At 64.7% G+C, this 15,497-nt stretch carries 11 protein-coding genes; 3 read left to right on the top strand and 8 right to left on the bottom strand.

From position 1 onward, the window contains the following. Positions 1-38 precede the first annotated feature (38 nt). The 7 genes from K3F49_RS20400 to K3F49_RS39430 form a co-directional block, all read right to left on the bottom strand. A complete protein-coding gene (locus tag K3F49_RS20400) occupies positions 39-1,274 on the bottom strand; it encodes an ABC transporter substrate-binding protein (RefSeq protein ID WP_234682738.1) in 1,236 nt (411 codons plus the stop codon). 162 nt (positions 1,275-1,436) lie between these two features. Further along, positions 1,437-2,225, bottom strand: a complete 789-nt coding sequence (locus tag K3F49_RS20395) for a DUF5984 family protein (protein ID WP_234682737.1) — start codon at positions 2,223-2,225, stop codon at positions 1,437-1,439. A gap of 80 nt (positions 2,226-2,305) precedes the next feature. Further along, positions 2,306-3,190 carry an NAD(P)-dependent oxidoreductase gene (locus K3F49_RS20390; RefSeq protein WP_234682736.1) on the bottom strand — a complete coding sequence of 295 codons (885 nt, stop codon included), beginning with the start codon at positions 3,188-3,190 and terminating at the stop codon, positions 2,306-2,308. 2 nt (positions 3,191-3,192) lie between these two features. Then, positions 3,193-4,324 (bottom strand): peptide chain release factor 2 gene (prfB, locus tag K3F49_RS20385; RefSeq protein ID WP_234682735.1). Its coding sequence is split into 2 segments (ribosomal slippage): positions 3,193-4,254 and positions 4,256-4,324, totalling 1,131 coding nucleotides; the frame shifts between segments, so codons are not numbered across the junction. A 110-nt stretch (positions 4,325-4,434) separates the two neighbouring features. After that, a complete protein-coding gene (locus K3F49_RS20380) occupies positions 4,435-6,945 on the bottom strand; it encodes a penicillin-binding protein 1A (RefSeq protein ID WP_234682734.1) in 2,511 nt (836 codons plus the stop codon). 225 nt (positions 6,946-7,170) lie between these two features. Next, positions 7,171-8,469, bottom strand: a complete 1,299-nt coding sequence (locus K3F49_RS20375) for an N-acetylmuramoyl-L-alanine amidase (RefSeq protein WP_234682733.1) — start codon at positions 8,467-8,469, stop codon at positions 7,171-7,173. Positions 8,470-9,085: 616 nt separating this feature from the next. Continuing rightward, complete coding sequence (locus tag K3F49_RS39430; protein ID WP_346657333.1) at positions 9,086-9,952, bottom strand: hypothetical protein; 867 nt, start codon at positions 9,950-9,952, stop codon at positions 9,086-9,088. 21 nt (positions 9,953-9,973) lie between these two features. Here K3F49_RS39430 and K3F49_RS20370 point away from each other — a divergent pair, with 21 nt between their 5' ends. Further along, positions 9,974-12,271: an Rne/Rng family ribonuclease gene (locus K3F49_RS20370; RefSeq protein ID WP_346657332.1), complete on the top strand. Its 2,298-nt coding sequence runs from the start codon at positions 9,974-9,976 to the stop codon at positions 12,269-12,271. 64 nt (positions 12,272-12,335) lie between these two features. After that, positions 12,336-13,568 (top strand): NAD(P)/FAD-dependent oxidoreductase, encoded by a 1,233-nt coding sequence (locus K3F49_RS20365; RefSeq protein ID WP_234682731.1) that lies wholly within the window; start codon positions 12,336-12,338, stop codon positions 13,566-13,568. Between the two features lie 123 nt (positions 13,569-13,691). On the opposite strand, the gene K3F49_RS20360 is transcribed toward K3F49_RS20365, so the two are convergent. Next, positions 13,692-14,525, bottom strand: a complete 834-nt coding sequence (locus K3F49_RS20360; RefSeq protein ID WP_234682730.1) for a helix-turn-helix transcriptional regulator — start codon at positions 14,523-14,525, stop codon at positions 13,692-13,694. An 89-nt stretch (positions 14,526-14,614) separates the two neighbouring features. On the opposite strand from K3F49_RS20360, the gene K3F49_RS20355 reads away from it, so the two are divergent. Next, positions 14,615-15,493 (top strand): SDR family oxidoreductase, encoded by an 879-nt coding sequence (locus tag K3F49_RS20355; protein ID WP_234682729.1) that lies wholly within the window; start codon positions 14,615-14,617, stop codon positions 15,491-15,493. The last annotated feature ends 4 nt before the right edge of the window (positions 15,494-15,497 follow it).

Raw genomic sequence — 15,497 nt, 5'->3', positions numbered from 1 at the left:
GCATGTCGCTGAAGGCGATAGCCCGCAGCCGCCCCTGATTACTGGCTGCGCTCGTGGCCGACCTCGCCGGTGATGACGTCGCCGAACAGCTCCCAGCTCTGCCCGTTGAAGCGCATCAACTGCATCTGCTCGATTGGGAAATAATCATCGGCTGAGGTGTTGACCATGATGCCGGGCAGCATCAGGTCGGTGTGAAAATTCTTGAGGTTCGCCGCCTGCTTCATGACGTTGTCGCGCGTCAGATTGTCGCCGCACTGTTTCAGAACCTGCACCATCGCCTCGGCCTGCACATAGCCGTAGACGTTGTTGGCGTTGGTCTTGTCGCCGTCCGGATAATACTTGTCCATGAACTCGCGCCACTTCACCACTGCGGGATCCTTGTCCCAGGTCGGATCAGTCGGCTCCTTCAGATAGAGGGTCGAGATGATGTCCTTGGCGTAGTCGAGGCCGGCGGGCTTCAGCACCGAAGCGACCGAGGTCGCCGTATTGGCCAGGAAGAATTTTGGTTTCCAGCCGAGCTCGCCGACCTTGCGGATCGCCTGCGCCGACCCCTTCGGCGCGGCCCATGAGAAAAAGATGTCGGCGCCGGAATCATGCAGCGCGACGATCTGCGAGTCGATCGAGGGATCGCTGACCTCGTAGGATTTGTCGGCGATGATCATGCTGGCCTTGTCGCCGAGCCCGTCCTTCAGGCCCTTGAACTGGTCCTTGCCGGCATCGTCGTTCTGCCAGAACACCGCGATCTTGCCGTTCGGGAAATTGTCGCGAATGTATTTTGCGTAGATCCGCCCCTCGCTCTGGTAGTTCGGCTGGAAACCCATGGTCCACGGAAAGTTCTTGGGATCGCCGAACTTGGTGCCGCCGGAGGCGACGAAGAGCTGCGGCACCTTCTTGGCGTTCATGTATTTCATGATCGCGGAATTCGAGGGCGTGCCGAGCGCCTGGAAGATCAGCAGCACCTCGTCGCTCTCGACCAGCTTGCGCGCCTGCTCGATCGCCTTCGGTGGCGAGTAGGCATCGTCATAGCTGATGAAGTTGATCTTGCGGCCGTTGATGCCGCCCTGATCGTTGATCATCCTGAAGAACGCGGCCTCGGTCTTGCCGATCACGCCATAGGACGACGCCGGTCCGCTGTAGGGCATGATGTTGCCGATCTTGATTTCGGTGTCGCTGGCGCCGGGGTCGTATTTCTTCTGCGCCAAAGCCGGTGTCGTGACGAGCACTCCGGCGGCAAGCATGGCGAGGGCAGCAAGCCTGTTGCAACGACCCGGCATGGTTCTCTCCCCTATGTTTTGCAGTTTTGTTTTGGAGACAGTGTCGCAAGGTCGCCCGCGGCTGGCAAGCGCCGCTATTTTCCGCAGCGTGAAACCACCGGGATCGGAAATTGCGTCGTGGCGGTACTCGAAAGGTCTGAGGCCGACCCGCTCAGGCGCCGTCTAGCTCCCGTTTCCCACGGTTAGAACTTCACCGATTGCTTTCTCGACCAATTGCCAGTCGGTCCTCGGAACTAATTTCAACGCAGCGTCAAACGATCGCGTCCGCTGCTCGTGCTCCCTGATCAATCCTGGAACGTCGACCTGTATCTCAGGCGGAAGATGGCCTGATGCGGCCTGATCGACCCTGGCCGCCATCTGCTCCATCAGCCGGTCGTGAAACGATCTCATCTCCTCGACGAATTGATCTCGCGGCATCTGATGGTTACCGAGCGTCGCGGACCAGGCTGGTTCACCAGCAAATCGCCGGTCGCGATTGTCCCATTCGATGTGAACGCGATCATGATCGGACCAGATTGCGATGTCAGCAGACGGAGCGAGGTAAGCGCTGCCCAGGTGACGCTTTTTGCTCCACGTACTCGCCGTAACAGTCAGCTCGAAACGATGGTCGGCATCGGGGCCATCATCGCTTCCGGCACACCAGGCGTCACAGGCATCTCGCAGGATTTTCGCCTGCTCGCCGAAGACAAAGTGCGCAAGCGGTCCAGGCACAGGCTCCATGATGTCGGGAAGCATGTCCGTCAGGTCTTCATAAAGGCGGACGACTTGATAGTCGCAATAACGTCCTGCACCTGCGATCTGCGCATGATCGCTGTACTCAAAGAGCGAGGCGTCGCCGGCCTGTATCCAATACTCTCCATAGGTCAGGCCAAACCAGTGAAGGCGATAGCTCCCAGGCTGCCCCCAAGGCACGATGTTTTCTAGCGGCGCGAGCGTGAAGTTGATGAGCACGACAAAGCCTGGCCGAACTGTGGGGACACCCGAGTCTATTCTGCCGGCATGGATTTTCCAACCCGATATCCGGCAACAGGCTAGCGGTCCAGCTTCTTGGGCCGCGAGACCAGCTCGATCATCTTGCCTTCGTCATCGTCGGGCATCGCGGCCTTGGCCTGCGCGTAGGACTCGACTGCCGCGCGCGAGACCAGCGGCTCGTCAGCCAGCAGGCTCTCCGCGAGCTTCACGGCGTAGGCGGCATCCTTGTGCCGCAGCGCGGCCGTGAACGTCGCGCCGCTGAAGTCGCGTGCGACCATGCGCTTGGAATGGCGCTGCACCTGCGGGCTCGCGGCAACGCCGGCCTGGATAGACTCCAGCACCAGCTTCATGTCGAGCCCGGCCTGCTCGGCGATCGCAAGACCCTCGGCAAGGCCTGCGATCTGGATCGCGCCCATCAGATTGTTGATGAGCTTGTAGACCGTGCCGGAGCCGACCGCGCCGAAATGGCGGATGGTCGAGCCGATCGGCTCGAGGAATGGGCGCGCCCGCTCGAGGTCGGCCGCGTCAGCGCCGGCGAGCAGCGTCAGCTTTCCGCTCGCGGCCGCGTCGGGCAATCCCGTCACGGGGCAATCGATGTAGATCAGCCCGCGCGCATTGAGCTCGCGGCCCATCTCGCGCGCATGGTCATAGGAAACGGTGGAGCACTCGATCGCGATGGTGCCGGCCTTGGCCGTCTTCGCCGCGCCGTTGAGCCCGAGCCAGACCACGCGCGAGGCCTCGTCATCGGCGACCATGGTCACGACCGCGTCGGCGTCGATCGCAGCATCCTCAGGCGAGGTCGCCCATTTCGCGCCGCGCGCGATCAGGTCGTCTGCTTTTGCCTTGCTGCGATTCCACAGCGTCACGGTGAAACCGGCATCGAGATAGCGGCCGGCCATGCCGTGGCCCATCCGTCCGAGCCCGATGAAGGCGACGCGGGTCATGGCTAATCCACGTCCTCGATGTCGGCGCCGGTGGTGCCGAAGGCGCGTTGCGCCAGGGTCGCGGCCATGAAGTCGTCGAGCTCACCGTTGAGCACGCCCGAGGTGTCGGAGGTCTGCACGCCCGTGCGCAGATCCTTCACCATCTGATAGGGCTGAAGCACGTAGGAGCGGATCTGGTGGCCCCAGCCGATATCGGTCTTGGCGGCCTGGTCGGCCGCGGCCTTCTCCTCGCGCTTCTTCAGCTCGATTTCGTAGAGACGCGCGCGCAACATGTCCCAGGCCTGCGCCCGGTTCTTGTGCTGGGAGCGGCCAGCCTGGCAGACCACCGCAACGCCGGTCGGAATATGCGTCAGTCGCACCGCGGATTCGGTCTTGTTGACGTGCTGGCCGCCGGCGCCGCCCGACCGCATCGTGTCGACGCGGACGTCGGCGTCCTTGATGTCGATCTTGATGCTGTCGTCGATGACTGGAAATACCTGCACGCTCGAAAACGAGGTGTGCCGGCGCGCGTTGGAATCGAACGGCGAGATGCGCACCAGCCGGTGCACGCCGGCTTCCGTCTTCAGCCAGCCATAGGCGTTGTGGCCGGAGACCTGGATGGTCGCAGACTTGATGCCGGCCTCTTCGCCCTCGGACTCTTCCAGGAATTCGACCTTGAAGCCGTGCGTCTCGGCCCAGCGCGTGTACATGCGCAAGAGCATCTGTGCCCAGTCCTGGCTCTCGGTGCCGCCGGCACCGGCATGGACTTCGAGATAGGAATCGAAGCGATCAGCCTCGCCCGACAGCAGCGCTTCGAGCTCGCGCCGCGCCACTTCCTTCTTCAGGCTCTTGAGCGCGGCTTCAGCCTCGGCCACGACACCCGCATCGCCCTCGGCTTCGCCGAGTTCGATCATGCCGATATCGTCTTCGAGCTCCTGCTCGACCTTGCCGATGCCCGAGAGCGAATCCTCGAGCGAGGTGCGCTCCTGCATCAGCTTCTGGGCTTTCTGGGGATCGTTCCAGAGGTTGGGATCTTCTGCGAGCTTGTTCAGCTCAGCGAGGCGCGCCGTCGATTTCTCGACGTCAAAGATGCCTCCTCAGCAGCCCGACTGACTGCTTGATCTCTTCTACCAACCGTTCGATTTCGGCGCGCATGTCGTTCTCTGGTCTCGCGGAATCCCGCGTGCAATTGAGATGGGGATGTAGCGGCGGCGGCTGCAAAGCGCAACCGCCACCGCGAAGAACGTCTCCGCCTGGTCCTAAGCCTAGTAGAGCCCGCCCGTGCCCGGCCGCATGAAGAAGCCTGAATCCGGCTGCTGCTGGGGCGCCCCCGGCACGCCGCCGCGCCCGTCGGCGTCGGCAACGCCAATGACCGAGTAGTTATCCGGCGGCGCCGTACCCGGCTTGAAGGCTTCCAAAATGGTTCCACCGGACTCGCCGGGGCCGGCGCGCATGCCGGTCTTGGAGACGACGCGGATCAGCTTGATGCCGGCGGGCACCTTGAACGGAACAGCGGGCTTGTCGGCGAGCGCAAGCTTGAGGAAATCGCGCGCGATCGGAGCGGCCAGATGCCCGCCGGTCGCGGCGTTGCCTTTGCCGAGCGGACGCGGCTTGTCGTAGCCCATGTAGATGGCGACCGCGACGTCAGGCGAGAAGCCGACGAACCAGGCGTCCTTGGCCTCGTTGGTCGTACCGGTCTTGCCGGCGATCGGCTTGCCGACTTCCCTCACGACGGTCGCCGTACCGGCCTGGACCACGCCTTCCAGCAACTCGGTGATCTGATAGGCGGTCATGGAGTCCAGCACCTGCTCGCGGCGGTCGATCAGCTGCGGCTCGTTCTGGTTCTTCCAGCCGCCGGGCGCGTCGCAGCCGCGGCATTCGCGCTGGTCGTGCTTGAAGATGGTATGGCCGTAACGGTCCTGGATACGGTCGATCAGGGTCGGCTTCACGCGGCGGCCGCCATTGGCGAGCATCGAATAGGCCGTGACCATGCGCATCGCCGTGGTCTCCCCGGCACCGAGTGCGTAGGACAGATAGTTGGGCAATTCGTCATAGACGCCGAACCGGCGTGCATATTCGCCGATCAGGGGCATGCCGATGTCCTGTGCGAGGCGCACGGTCACCGTGTTGAGCGACTGCCGCAGCGCGTTCCGCAGTGTCACCGGTCCCTGATATTTGTTCGCCGAGAAGTTTTCAGGTCGCCACACACCGGCGCCCTGGCCCTGGTCGATCTCGATCGGCGCGTCGAGCACGACGGTCGACGGTGTGTAGCCGTTGTCGAGCGCGGCCGAATAGACGATCGGCTTGAACGACGAACCGGGCTGCCGATAGGCCTGCGTGGCGCGGTTGAACTGGCTCTGGTCGAACGAGAAGCCGCCGACCATCGCGAGCACGCGGCCGGTCCAGGGGTCCATCACCACCATCGCGCCGGACACTTCGGGGATCTGACGCAGACGGTACTGGCCTTCGACCGGCTGTCCTTCCTTGCTGTAGAGCGGATCGGCATAAATCACGTCGCCGGGCTGCAGCACCTGCGACACACCCGTGGCAGCCCTGCCCTTCGCAGCTCCTGAAGCCGCCTTCGCCCATTTGACGCCGTCGAGCGTGATCAGGCCGGTCTCGCGCTGCTTGCTGATGGCGCCGCCGAGTTCGCGGTTCGGCTGGAAGCCGATCCGCGCCGACTGGTCGCTGGTCTCCAGCACCACCGCCATGCGCCACGGCGAGATGTCGGAGAGCGACTTGATCTCGGCAAGCTTCACGCCCCAGTCGCCCGAAATATCGAGCTTGCTCATGGCTCCGCGATAGCCCTGCTGCTCGTCATAGTTCACGAGGCCGGCGACCATGGTCTTGCGCGCCATGACCTGGATCTTCGGATCGAGCGTGGTGCGGACCGAGAGGCCGCCTTCGTACAGCTTCTTCTCGCCGTAGCGCTCGAAGATGTCGCGGCGGACTTCCTCGGCGAAATACTCGCCGGCGAAGGTGTGGGCGCCATTGGAACGGTTGGTGACGGCCAGCGGTTCCTTGCGCGCCTTCTCGGCGTCGGCCTGCTTGATCCAGCCGTTCTCCTGCAGGCGGTCGATCACGTAGTTGCGTCGCTCGATGGCGCGGTCGCGGTTACGCACCGGATGCAGCGTCGCCGGCATCTTCGGCAGGGCCGCGAGATAGGAAGCTTCCGCCACGGTGAGTTCGTTCACCGACTTGTCGAAATAGACCAGTGAAGCGGCAGCGATGCCGTAGGCGCCGAGGCCGAGATAGATTTCGTTCAGGTACAGCTCGAGGATCTTGTCCTTCGAATAGGTCTTCTCGATGCGCATCGCGAGCAAGGCTTCCTTGATCTTGCGTGCAAAGGAGACCTCGTTGGTCAGAAGGAAGTTCTTGGCGACTTGCTGGGTGATCGTCGACGCACCCTGCGGGCGGCGGTTGGAGCCGTAGTTCTGGAGATAGACCAGGCCGGCACGGGCCATGCCGGTGTAGTCGATGCCGCCATGCTCGTAGAAATTCTTGTCTTCGGCGGCGAGGAACGCGTTGATCACAAGCTTCGGCACCGCCTGGATCGGCAGATAGAGCCGCCGCTCCTTGGCGTATTCGCCGAGCAGCGAACCGTCGACCGCGTGCACACGGGTCATCACCGGCGGCTCGTAATCCTGAAGCTGAGAGTAGTCGGGCAAGTCTTTGGAGAAATGCCAGATCAGGCCTGCAACGGCACCGACACCGACAAGGAACAACACCGTTCCCGCGGCGAACAGGAAGCCCATGAACCGCACAAGCAAGCGCATTATGTGTTTATCCGTTCAATCCCAGGATCAGCCCAAGGCGCCCAAACCAAATAAGGCGCCATCCTCACGTCGCGAATTCACCGGCCTTACTCAATACTATCGATGCCGGACCGAAAGACGCTTGCCGAACGGGATTCTCGTCGATTCCGGAACCCCCTGCGTCGTTTTTATAAAGCGTCCGCTGTGGCCAAACCAGGGCTTAACATCGGAACCGGCATTCCCTGCTTAATTCCCGGCCCCCGCCGTTGCCATCCGCTTGGCCAGGAACGTGTCGATCGCCTGGGCCATCGAGCCCACCGCGCGCGACCGCCAGCCCTCGGACACGAGGTGCTCGAGGTCGCCCTTGTTGGAGACGTAGCCGATCTCGACCAGCACCGAGGGCACATCGGGGGCCTTCAGCACCCGGAAACCGGCCGACTTCAAGGGATGCTTGTGCATCCGTACCGTCGACTTCATTTCACCCATCAGCAAATGCGCAAAACGGTTTGAAAAGGTGCGGGTTTCCCGCTGCGTCAGGTCGATCAGGATATCGGCGACGTCGGTCGGCTCCTCCGCGAGATTGAAGCCGGCAATCGCGTCGGCGCGGTTTTCGGCATCGGCCAGGCGCTGGGCCTCGGCGTCGGAGGCCTTGTCCGAGAGTGTGTAGATGGTGGCGCCCTGCGCATCGCCCTCGGCCTTCGGCAGTGCGTCGGCGTGGATCGAGACGAACAGCGCGGCGTTCAGACTGCGGGCGATTTTGGACCGGTCATTGAGCGGAATGAAGGTGTCGTCGTCCCTTGTCATCACCACCCGGTATTTGCCGGCCTTTTCCAGCCGGTCGCGCAGCGCCAGGCCAAACGCGAGCACCAGGTTTTTCTCGCTCTCGCCGCTCGACTGGGTGCCGTTGTCGATGCCGCCGTGGCCGGGATCGATCACGACGACCGGGCGTCCATCGGCCGGCGCCCCCGGCTTCTGCGGCGTCGCTTCGGGCGCGGCAGGAACCGTTGCCGGCGGCGCGGCGGCGATCGTCGACCGCAACTCGGGGCGATTCTCCGGGGCGGGCGTCGGCACGAAAGCCGCGCGGTCGACCTCCTCCAGCTCGAGCACCAGCCGGGCCGGCTGGCCGTTGGCCGCCTCGAGAACATAGGAATTGGTGACCTTGGCAGGCCCGGCCAGGTCGAACACGATTCGGGAGCCACCGGGCATGACGAGCCCGTAGCGGAAGGCCTTGACCAGCCCTCGCCCGGCCCCGGTGCCCGGGCCCAGCTGAAAATTCACCTGGGGGACATCGACCACGACCCGGTAGGGATCGGCGAGCGTCGTGACGCGGAAGCTGACGGTCTGGTCGAGGTCGAGGATGAAGCGGGTCTGCTTGCCGTCGCCGGCCAGGCGCGCAGCTGTCGCAGTCGGAAAATTCGCCGTCACAACAGAGGGTTGCGATGGGCTCTCGGCGGCGCTGAGACGCGAGGAATCGGCGCACGGCAATGCCGCGGCGCACAGAAGCGCAACCCCCAGCAAAACCCTTTGATTTGTGCGGCTCGCCACCGAATCCGTGCCTCCGAGCAGCCCTCTTTAACGCAATAGAACCACAGGGTTAATCGATCCTTAATGACGGAAACGCGAAACTCTTCGACTGTGACCAGCGTGCGACGCTCCCTTGCACGGCTGGCCCATTCCTCGTATGTACGGATTGCTGACGGCCAATAATTTTCCGGTTGTGTCGCATTCAGCCTCCCGGTGCAGCGCCGGAACTCCCAAGGTTTGGGAATTCCAGCGTTTTTCCGTTCCCCTCTAAGACCAGCGCGGTGCGCGGCAGCGAGGTGGAACGGGGCAAGCCCCGGCGGCGGACGGTTTCCGGTTACCACGCTGTATCCGGGACAGTTTCGACAGCGACGCGGCCAGTTACCCGATCCCTTAATCCCAAGGGGGCGGTTCGTGATCCCAGGGCGAGCGCGCACGCGCCATGCCTGGCCAGCAGCAACTGATTAGGGGCGGCCCCGCCGCCCAATGTTTCATACGGGCCGACGCTTGATGCGCCAGACTGTGCCGACGAATTCTGAAGGACCTTTCGCGACGCTGCGGAGTGACACTCCCGCGCGCCGCTTCGGTCCTCCGGCTTCCGATTCGGCGAGGCGCGAGAGACGGCGTTTCGGCCTTCCCCTCACCCCCGAATCAGGTGGACCGTCGCGTCACCCGGCAGCGCAGCTCGCGCCCACGGTCGATCGCGCCCGCCGCCGCCAAGAGTTAAGACATGCCCAACAAGATGTTGATCGATGCCACCCACCCGGAAGAGACCCGGGTCGTCGTGGTCCGCGGCAATCGCGTCGAAGAGTTTGACTTCGAGACCGCGCAACGCAAGCAACTGCGCGGGAACATCTACCTCGCCAAGGTCACAAGGGTCGAACCCTCGCTCCAGGCCGCTTTCGTTGAATATGGCGGCAACCGCCACGGCTTCCTGGCCTTCAGCGAAATCCATCCCGACTACTACCAGATCCCGGTGGCCGACCGGCAGGCGCTGATCGAGGCCGAAGAACAGGCCCATCGCGAAGCCGAGGAAGAGAGCGAGAACCGCTCTCACGGCCGCCGCCGCTCGCGCCACCGCAATGCCCGCCGCCGCGGTCAAGGCGAACGCGTCCGCAGCGACATCGTCGAGGGTCTCGGCGCCGATCCGGCCGCACAGCCGGTCGAGGGCCAGGCCCTGCCGGAGCATGCCGACGGCGCTGCGCATGAGGGCGAGCATCTGCACGCCGCTGCCGAGCATCACGGCGAGCACGAAGGTCACGACCACGATCATCATGACCATGATCACGACGATCACGGGCATGACGATCACGAGCACGATGATCACCATCACGCTCATGATGACGAGCACCATCACGCTCATGATCATGAAGACCATGGCCATGACGACGAGCACGATCATCACGACCACGCTCATGCCGAGGATTCGCCCGCGCCTGTCGCCGCTATTGGCGCTGAGCCCGTTGTTGCGGCCGAGACCGTTGAGGCCACCGTCTCTGAAACGCATGCCGAGGCTTTTGCCGAAGCCGTGACTTCCGTCACCGAGCCGGCCGATGCCGTCTACGCTGCCGGTGAGAGCACTGAAGCCCCGCATCAGGATGCGGAAGCCAGGGCCGACGAAGACGACGAGGACGATGAAGACGGCGAGGAAGCCGAAGAGGAGCACGTCGAATCCGTCGGCGGTGACGACGTGCTCGAGGAAGTGCCGGAGCGCACCTTCCGTCCGCGCCGCCAGTACAAGATCCAGGAAGTCATCAAGCGCCGCCAGGTGATGCTGGTGCAGGTGGTCAAGGAGGAGCGCGGCAACAAGGGCGCGGCGCTGACGACCTACCTCTCGCTCGCCGGCCGATACGCCGTGTTGATGCCGAACACCGCCCGTGGCGGTGGCATCAGCCGCAAGATCACCTCCGCCCAGGACCGTTCGCGCCTGAAGGAAGTGGTGCAGGATCTCGACGTGCCCGAGGGCATGGGCATCATCCTGCGCACCGCGGGTGCCGCCCGCACCAAGCCCGAGATCAAGCGCGACTTCGAGTACCTGATCCGGATGTGGGAGACGGTGCGCGACCTGACGCTGAAGTCGCAGGCCCCGACGCTGGTCTACGAGGAAGGCTCGCTGATCAAGCGCTCGCTGCGCGACCTCTACAACAAGGAGATCGACGAGATCTCGGTCGCCGGCGAGTCCGGCTACCGCGAAGCCCGCGACTTCATGAAGATGCTGATGCCCGCCAATGTCAGCGCGGTGAAGCAATATCGCGACGGCCAGCCGCTGTTCTCGCGCATGGGCGTCGAAAGCCAACTCGACGCGATGTTCTCGCCGACCGTGCAGCTGCGCTCCGGCGGTTACATCGTGATCAACCAGACCGAGGCGCTGGTCTCGATCGACGTCAACTCCGGACGATCGACGCGCGAGCACCATATCGAGGACACCGCGCTCAAGACCAATCTGGAAGCGGCCGAAGAGGTCGCCCGACAGCTCCGCCTGCGCGACCTCGCCGGCCTGATCGTCATCGACTTCATCGACATGGACGAGAAGCGCAACAACCGTGCGGTCGAGCGCAAGCTGTCCGACTGCCTGCGGCAGGATCGCGCGCGCATCCAGGTCGGACGCATCTCGCATTTCGGCCTGCTCGAGATGTCGCGCCAGCGCATCCGTGCGAGCGTGCTGGAATCCTCGACCGATCCCTGCCCGCATTGCGGCGGCACCGGCCATGTCCGTTCGGTGTCCTCGGTAGCGCTGCAGTTGCTGCGCGGCCTGGAAGAGATCTTGATGAAGGGCGCGACCCACAACCTCGTGGTCCGCACCCGCACCGACGTCGCGCTCTATGTGCTGAACCACAAGCGCGGTCATCTGCGCGATCTCGAAAACGGCTTCAAGGTCTCGCTTTCTGTCATCGCCGACCCCAGCGTCAGCGGACCGCAAGCCTATCTCATCGACCGCGGCGAGCAGGTGCATACGCTCGAAGCCGCCAAGGCGCTGCTAGCGGCCCAGGCCGCCGCAAGCCCGCCGCCGCTGGTCGAAGAAGCCTATGACGACGAGGAGCTCGATGCGGAACTGGAATCCGAAGTCGAGACCGAGGAGACCGAAGGTCTCACCGAGGAGCAAGCTGCAGGCGATGCATCGCCCGAGCAGGACGGCCAGCGACGCAAGCGCCGTCGCCGCCGGCGCGGTCGCGGCGGTCAGCGCGACGGTGAGGCGCGCGAGGATGGCGCCCCCGCCTCTCTTGAAGGGGCCGTAGCGGCCAGCGAAGGCGAAGAGGATGCCGACACCGAACAGGAGGGTGAGGAAGGCGAGGACCAGGCCGCCCGTGGCGAGCAGCAGGGCAACAGCGATCGTCGTCGCCGGCGTGGTCGCAGGGGCGGGCGTCGTCGGCGCGGTAACGGCGAGGAAGGTCTCGCCGGCTCCATCGGCGACGAGCTCACCGGCAATCAGCCGTCGGAAGCAACCGAGGCGGTCGCTGATTTCGACAGCTCCGGCAGCGAGACCGCTCCGTCGATTGCGCATTCGGAGCATATCGCGCCGGTCGAAGCGTCTCAGCCCGAGTTTCAGTTGCAGGCACCGGTCGAAACGCCGGCGCAGCCCGCGCCTTCCGCCGCTGTTGCTGAGGAAGAGCCCGCATCCGACGACAAGGCGGCGCGACGCCGCTCCACCGTCCGGGAGAAGGTGAGCTTCCTGTCGAGCCCGAGCGAGCCGGCCACCCCGGTTGCGGCAGCGCCGGAGCCGGTTGCTCCGCCCGCGCCCGAGCCTGCTACGGACGTGGCAGCCGAGACGCCAGCGGCCCCGCGTCGCGCCGGCTGGTGGTCGCGCCGTTTCGGCAGCGGCGAATAGAACGAAAACCAGATGAAACCGCCCGGTCAAACCGGGCGGTTTTGATTTGGCGAGGTCATATCCAATGCAAAGCGCAATCATTCTCGGCGGCGGCATGGTGGGCGTCGGCGCCGCCTTGCATCTGAGGCAACGCGGCTGGACCGTCTCGCTGGTCGACCGCAGGGAGCCCGGCCGCGAGACCAGCTACGGCAACGCCGGGATGATCCAGGCGGAGGCGGTGCGGCCCTATCCGATGCCGCGCGACCTCGCCTCGCTCGTGAAGATCGCGACCGGCCGCACCAATGACGTGCGCTACAGCTTGTCCTCGCTGCATCGCCACGTCGAGCCGCTGCTCCGCTATTGGTGGCATTCGGCGCCGAAGCGGCATCGCGAGGCGATCGCCGCCTGGGCGCAGCTGATCGCCTATGCGACCCCCGAGCACGACATCCTGATCCGCGAAGCCCATGCCGACAATCTGATCCGCCGCGCCGGCTATCGCGCACTGTTTCGCGATGCTGCTGCGCTCGACCATTCGATCAAGGCCGCAGAGGAAGACCGAAGCGAGTTCGGCGTGAATTATCGCGTGCTCTCGGGCAGCGAACTGACCAAGGCCGAACCGATCCTGCGCGCCGACCTTCCCGGCGCGATCCATTGGCTCGACACCTGGACCGTGTCCGATCCCGGCGCCCTGGTCACCGCCTATGCCAATCTGTTCGAACGCCTCGGCGGCATCATCGTGCTCGGCGATGCGCAGTCGTTGCAGCAGACCGCGACCGGATGGTCGGTCGACACCGACAATGGCCGCATCGATGCCGCCAACGCCGTCGTGACGCTCGGGCCGTGGTCGCCGGATCTCCTGCACAAGTTCGGCTACCGGATTCCGTTGGTGCGCAAGCGCGGCTACCACATGCATTACAGCGGCGGCGCCTCGCTCGATTTGCCGCTGGTCGACAAGGGCCAGGGCTACGCCATGGGACCGATGGCCAAGGGCATCCGCATCACCACAGGCGCGGAGCTGACGGGGCCGGATGCGCTGGCAACGCCGGTGCAGCTCGCCAGCGCCGAAGCCTCCGCACGCGAGCTGATCGATCTCGGCCAGCGCGCCGAGCCCGAGCCTTGGTTCGGCACCCGCCCCTGCACGCCCGACATGGTGCCCGTGCTTGGCCGTGCCCCACGCCACCGCGGCCTCTGGATGAATTTCGGCCACGGTCACCAGGGCTTTACGCTGGGCCCCGCCACCGGGCGCCTGCTCGCGGAGATGATGAACGGCGAGACGCCCTCGATCGATCCGACGCCGTACCGGCCGGAGCGGTTCTAGCTCTCCGCTTTCGCGGCGAGCACTGAGAGCGCAGCCGTCAGAAGCATCAGCGGGTCATCGCCCACGATATCACCGCCCCCGACATCAGAGATGCCGGTTAAACGCGCGAGGCCGCGAATTCCGTCAGTCGATCTGCGTGGCCAGAATTTTTCTGATCCGCTCGGAATGCTCCGGCGTCGCCGGGTTGTAGACGACCATGCCGAGATCGGGCCGGCCGTCGACCGAGAACGCCGAATATTCGAACGCGATCGGACCGAGGACGGGATGGCGCAGATGCTTGACGCCCTCGCCATAGTTGCGGACGTCGTTGTCGGCCCACAGCCTCGCGAACTCGGGACTCTGGCGACACATCTCGTCGACGAAGTCGGCGACATGCGAGACCGCGCCGGCGCGCGCCGCGTCCGCCCGGAACGCCGCGACCACGAAGCGGGCCACGCTGTCCCAATCATATTGCGCGGCCCGGATGTTGGGCTCGCTGAAGATCAGCCGCAGGATGTTGCGCCGTTCCGGCGGAAGTTTTGAATAGTCGGTCAGCACGAGCGTCGCCGCGCGATTCCAGGCGACGACGTCCCAGATCGCGGTCCTGATGATGGCGGGGCTGGTCTCCAGCGCATCGAGCACGCGCTGAAGCCGTGGCGAGACGCCCTCACTTGCCTGGTAACGGACTTCGGGCGGACGGCCGAGCCCGATCAGGAACAGATGCTCGCGCTCGACATCGGTCAGCATCAGCGCGGCGGCGATGCGGTCGAGCACGTCGGCCGACGGCGCGCCACCGCGGCCCTGCTCCAGCCAGGTGTACCAGGTCGGGCTGATATTGGCCCGCTGCGCGACCTCCTCGCGCCGCAGCCCCGGCGTACGCCGGCGACTACCGCCGAAGCCGAAGGCAGCCGCGTCGAGCCGGGTCCGGCGGTCTTTCAGATAGGTCCCGAGCAGGTTCTCGCTGGAGGTATCGCTCATCCTGTTAGCTATTATACCCTGATAATATTACTACTTTACCCGGATAATCCTAGCGCAGATGCTGTCTCACACCAACCTGGAGATTGCTCATGCGTGTATTCGTCACTGGCGCCACCGGCTTCGTCGGCTCTGCCGTTGTTGCCGACCTGATCGCCGCCGGCCATAGCGTCACCGGCCTCGCCCGCTCCGATGCGGGTGCCGCATCGCTCGCCGCAATGGGGGCAAAGGTCCACCGCGGCTCGCTGGAGGACCACGCCTCCTTGCGCAGCGGCGCCGCCGGCTCCGATGGCGTGCTGCATCTCGGCTTCAACCACGACTTCTCGAAATTTTTGGACAATTGCGAGCTCGACCGCCGCGCCATCGTCGCGCTCGGTGAAGAACTCACGGGCTCTGACCGCCCGCTCATCGTCACCTCCGGCGTGGCGCTACTCGCGCCTGGACGTCTCGCGACCGAGGATGACGAGGCGGCACACGGCTTCCCACGCGTGTCGGAATCGACCGCGCTCTCGCTGGCCGGCGTCCGCGCCGCTGCGGTGCGACTGCCGCCAACGACGCATGGCGAAGGCGACCACGGCTTTGTCCCGATCCTGATCAACCTCGCCCGCCAGAAAGGCGTGGCGGCTTATATTGGCGACGGCATGAACCGCTGGCCCGCCGGGCACCGCTTCGATGCGGCGCGCGTTTACAGGCTGGCGCTCGAGCAAGGCGCAACCGCACCGCGCTATCATGCGCTCGCCGAGGAAGGCATCCCGTTCAAGACGATTGCCGAGGTCATCGGCAAAAGACTCGGTGTGCCAGTGGTCTCGAAATCGCAGGACGAAGCGGCCGAACATTTCGGCTGGTTCGCGCAATTTGCCGGTGTCGACGTGCCGACATCGAGCGCGAAGACACGCGCCCTGCTCGGCTGGGCGCCGAAAGAAAAAGGGCTGATCGAGGATCTCGACCAGCCCTATTACTTCAAGGCCTGACGGC

The sequence above is a fragment of the Bradyrhizobium monzae genome, from assembly GCF_021458635.1.
GTDB lineage: Bacteria > Pseudomonadota > Alphaproteobacteria > Rhizobiales > Xanthobacteraceae > Bradyrhizobium.
This window is presented reverse-complemented; position numbering and strand designations above follow the sequence as displayed.

Excerpts from the sequence above, each read along its gene's own strand:
- K3F49_RS20390 (WP_234682736.1), bottom strand. The coding sequence starts at position 3,190 with ATGACCCGCGTCGCCTTCATCGGGCTCGGACGGATGGGCCACGGCATG.
- K3F49_RS20355 (WP_234682729.1), top strand. The coding sequence starts at position 14,615 with ATGCGTGTATTCGTCACTGGCGCCACCGGCTTCGTCGGCTCTGCCGTT.
- K3F49_RS20380 (WP_234682734.1), bottom strand. The coding sequence starts at position 6,945 with ATGCGCTTGCTTGTGCGGTTCATGGGCTTCCTGTTCGCCGCGGGAACG.
- K3F49_RS20400 (WP_234682738.1), bottom strand. The coding sequence starts at position 1,274 with ATGCCGGGTCGTTGCAACAGGCTTGCTGCCCTCGCCATGCTTGCCGCC.
- K3F49_RS39430 (WP_346657333.1), bottom strand. The coding sequence starts at position 9,952 with ATGCGTTTCAGAGACGGTGGCCTCAACGGTCTCGGCCGCAACAACGGG.
- K3F49_RS20360 (WP_234682730.1), bottom strand. The coding sequence starts at position 14,525 with ATGAGCGATACCTCCAGCGAGAACCTGCTCGGGACCTATCTGAAAGAC.
- K3F49_RS20365 (WP_234682731.1), top strand. The coding sequence starts at position 12,336 with ATGCAAAGCGCAATCATTCTCGGCGGCGGCATGGTGGGCGTCGGCGCC.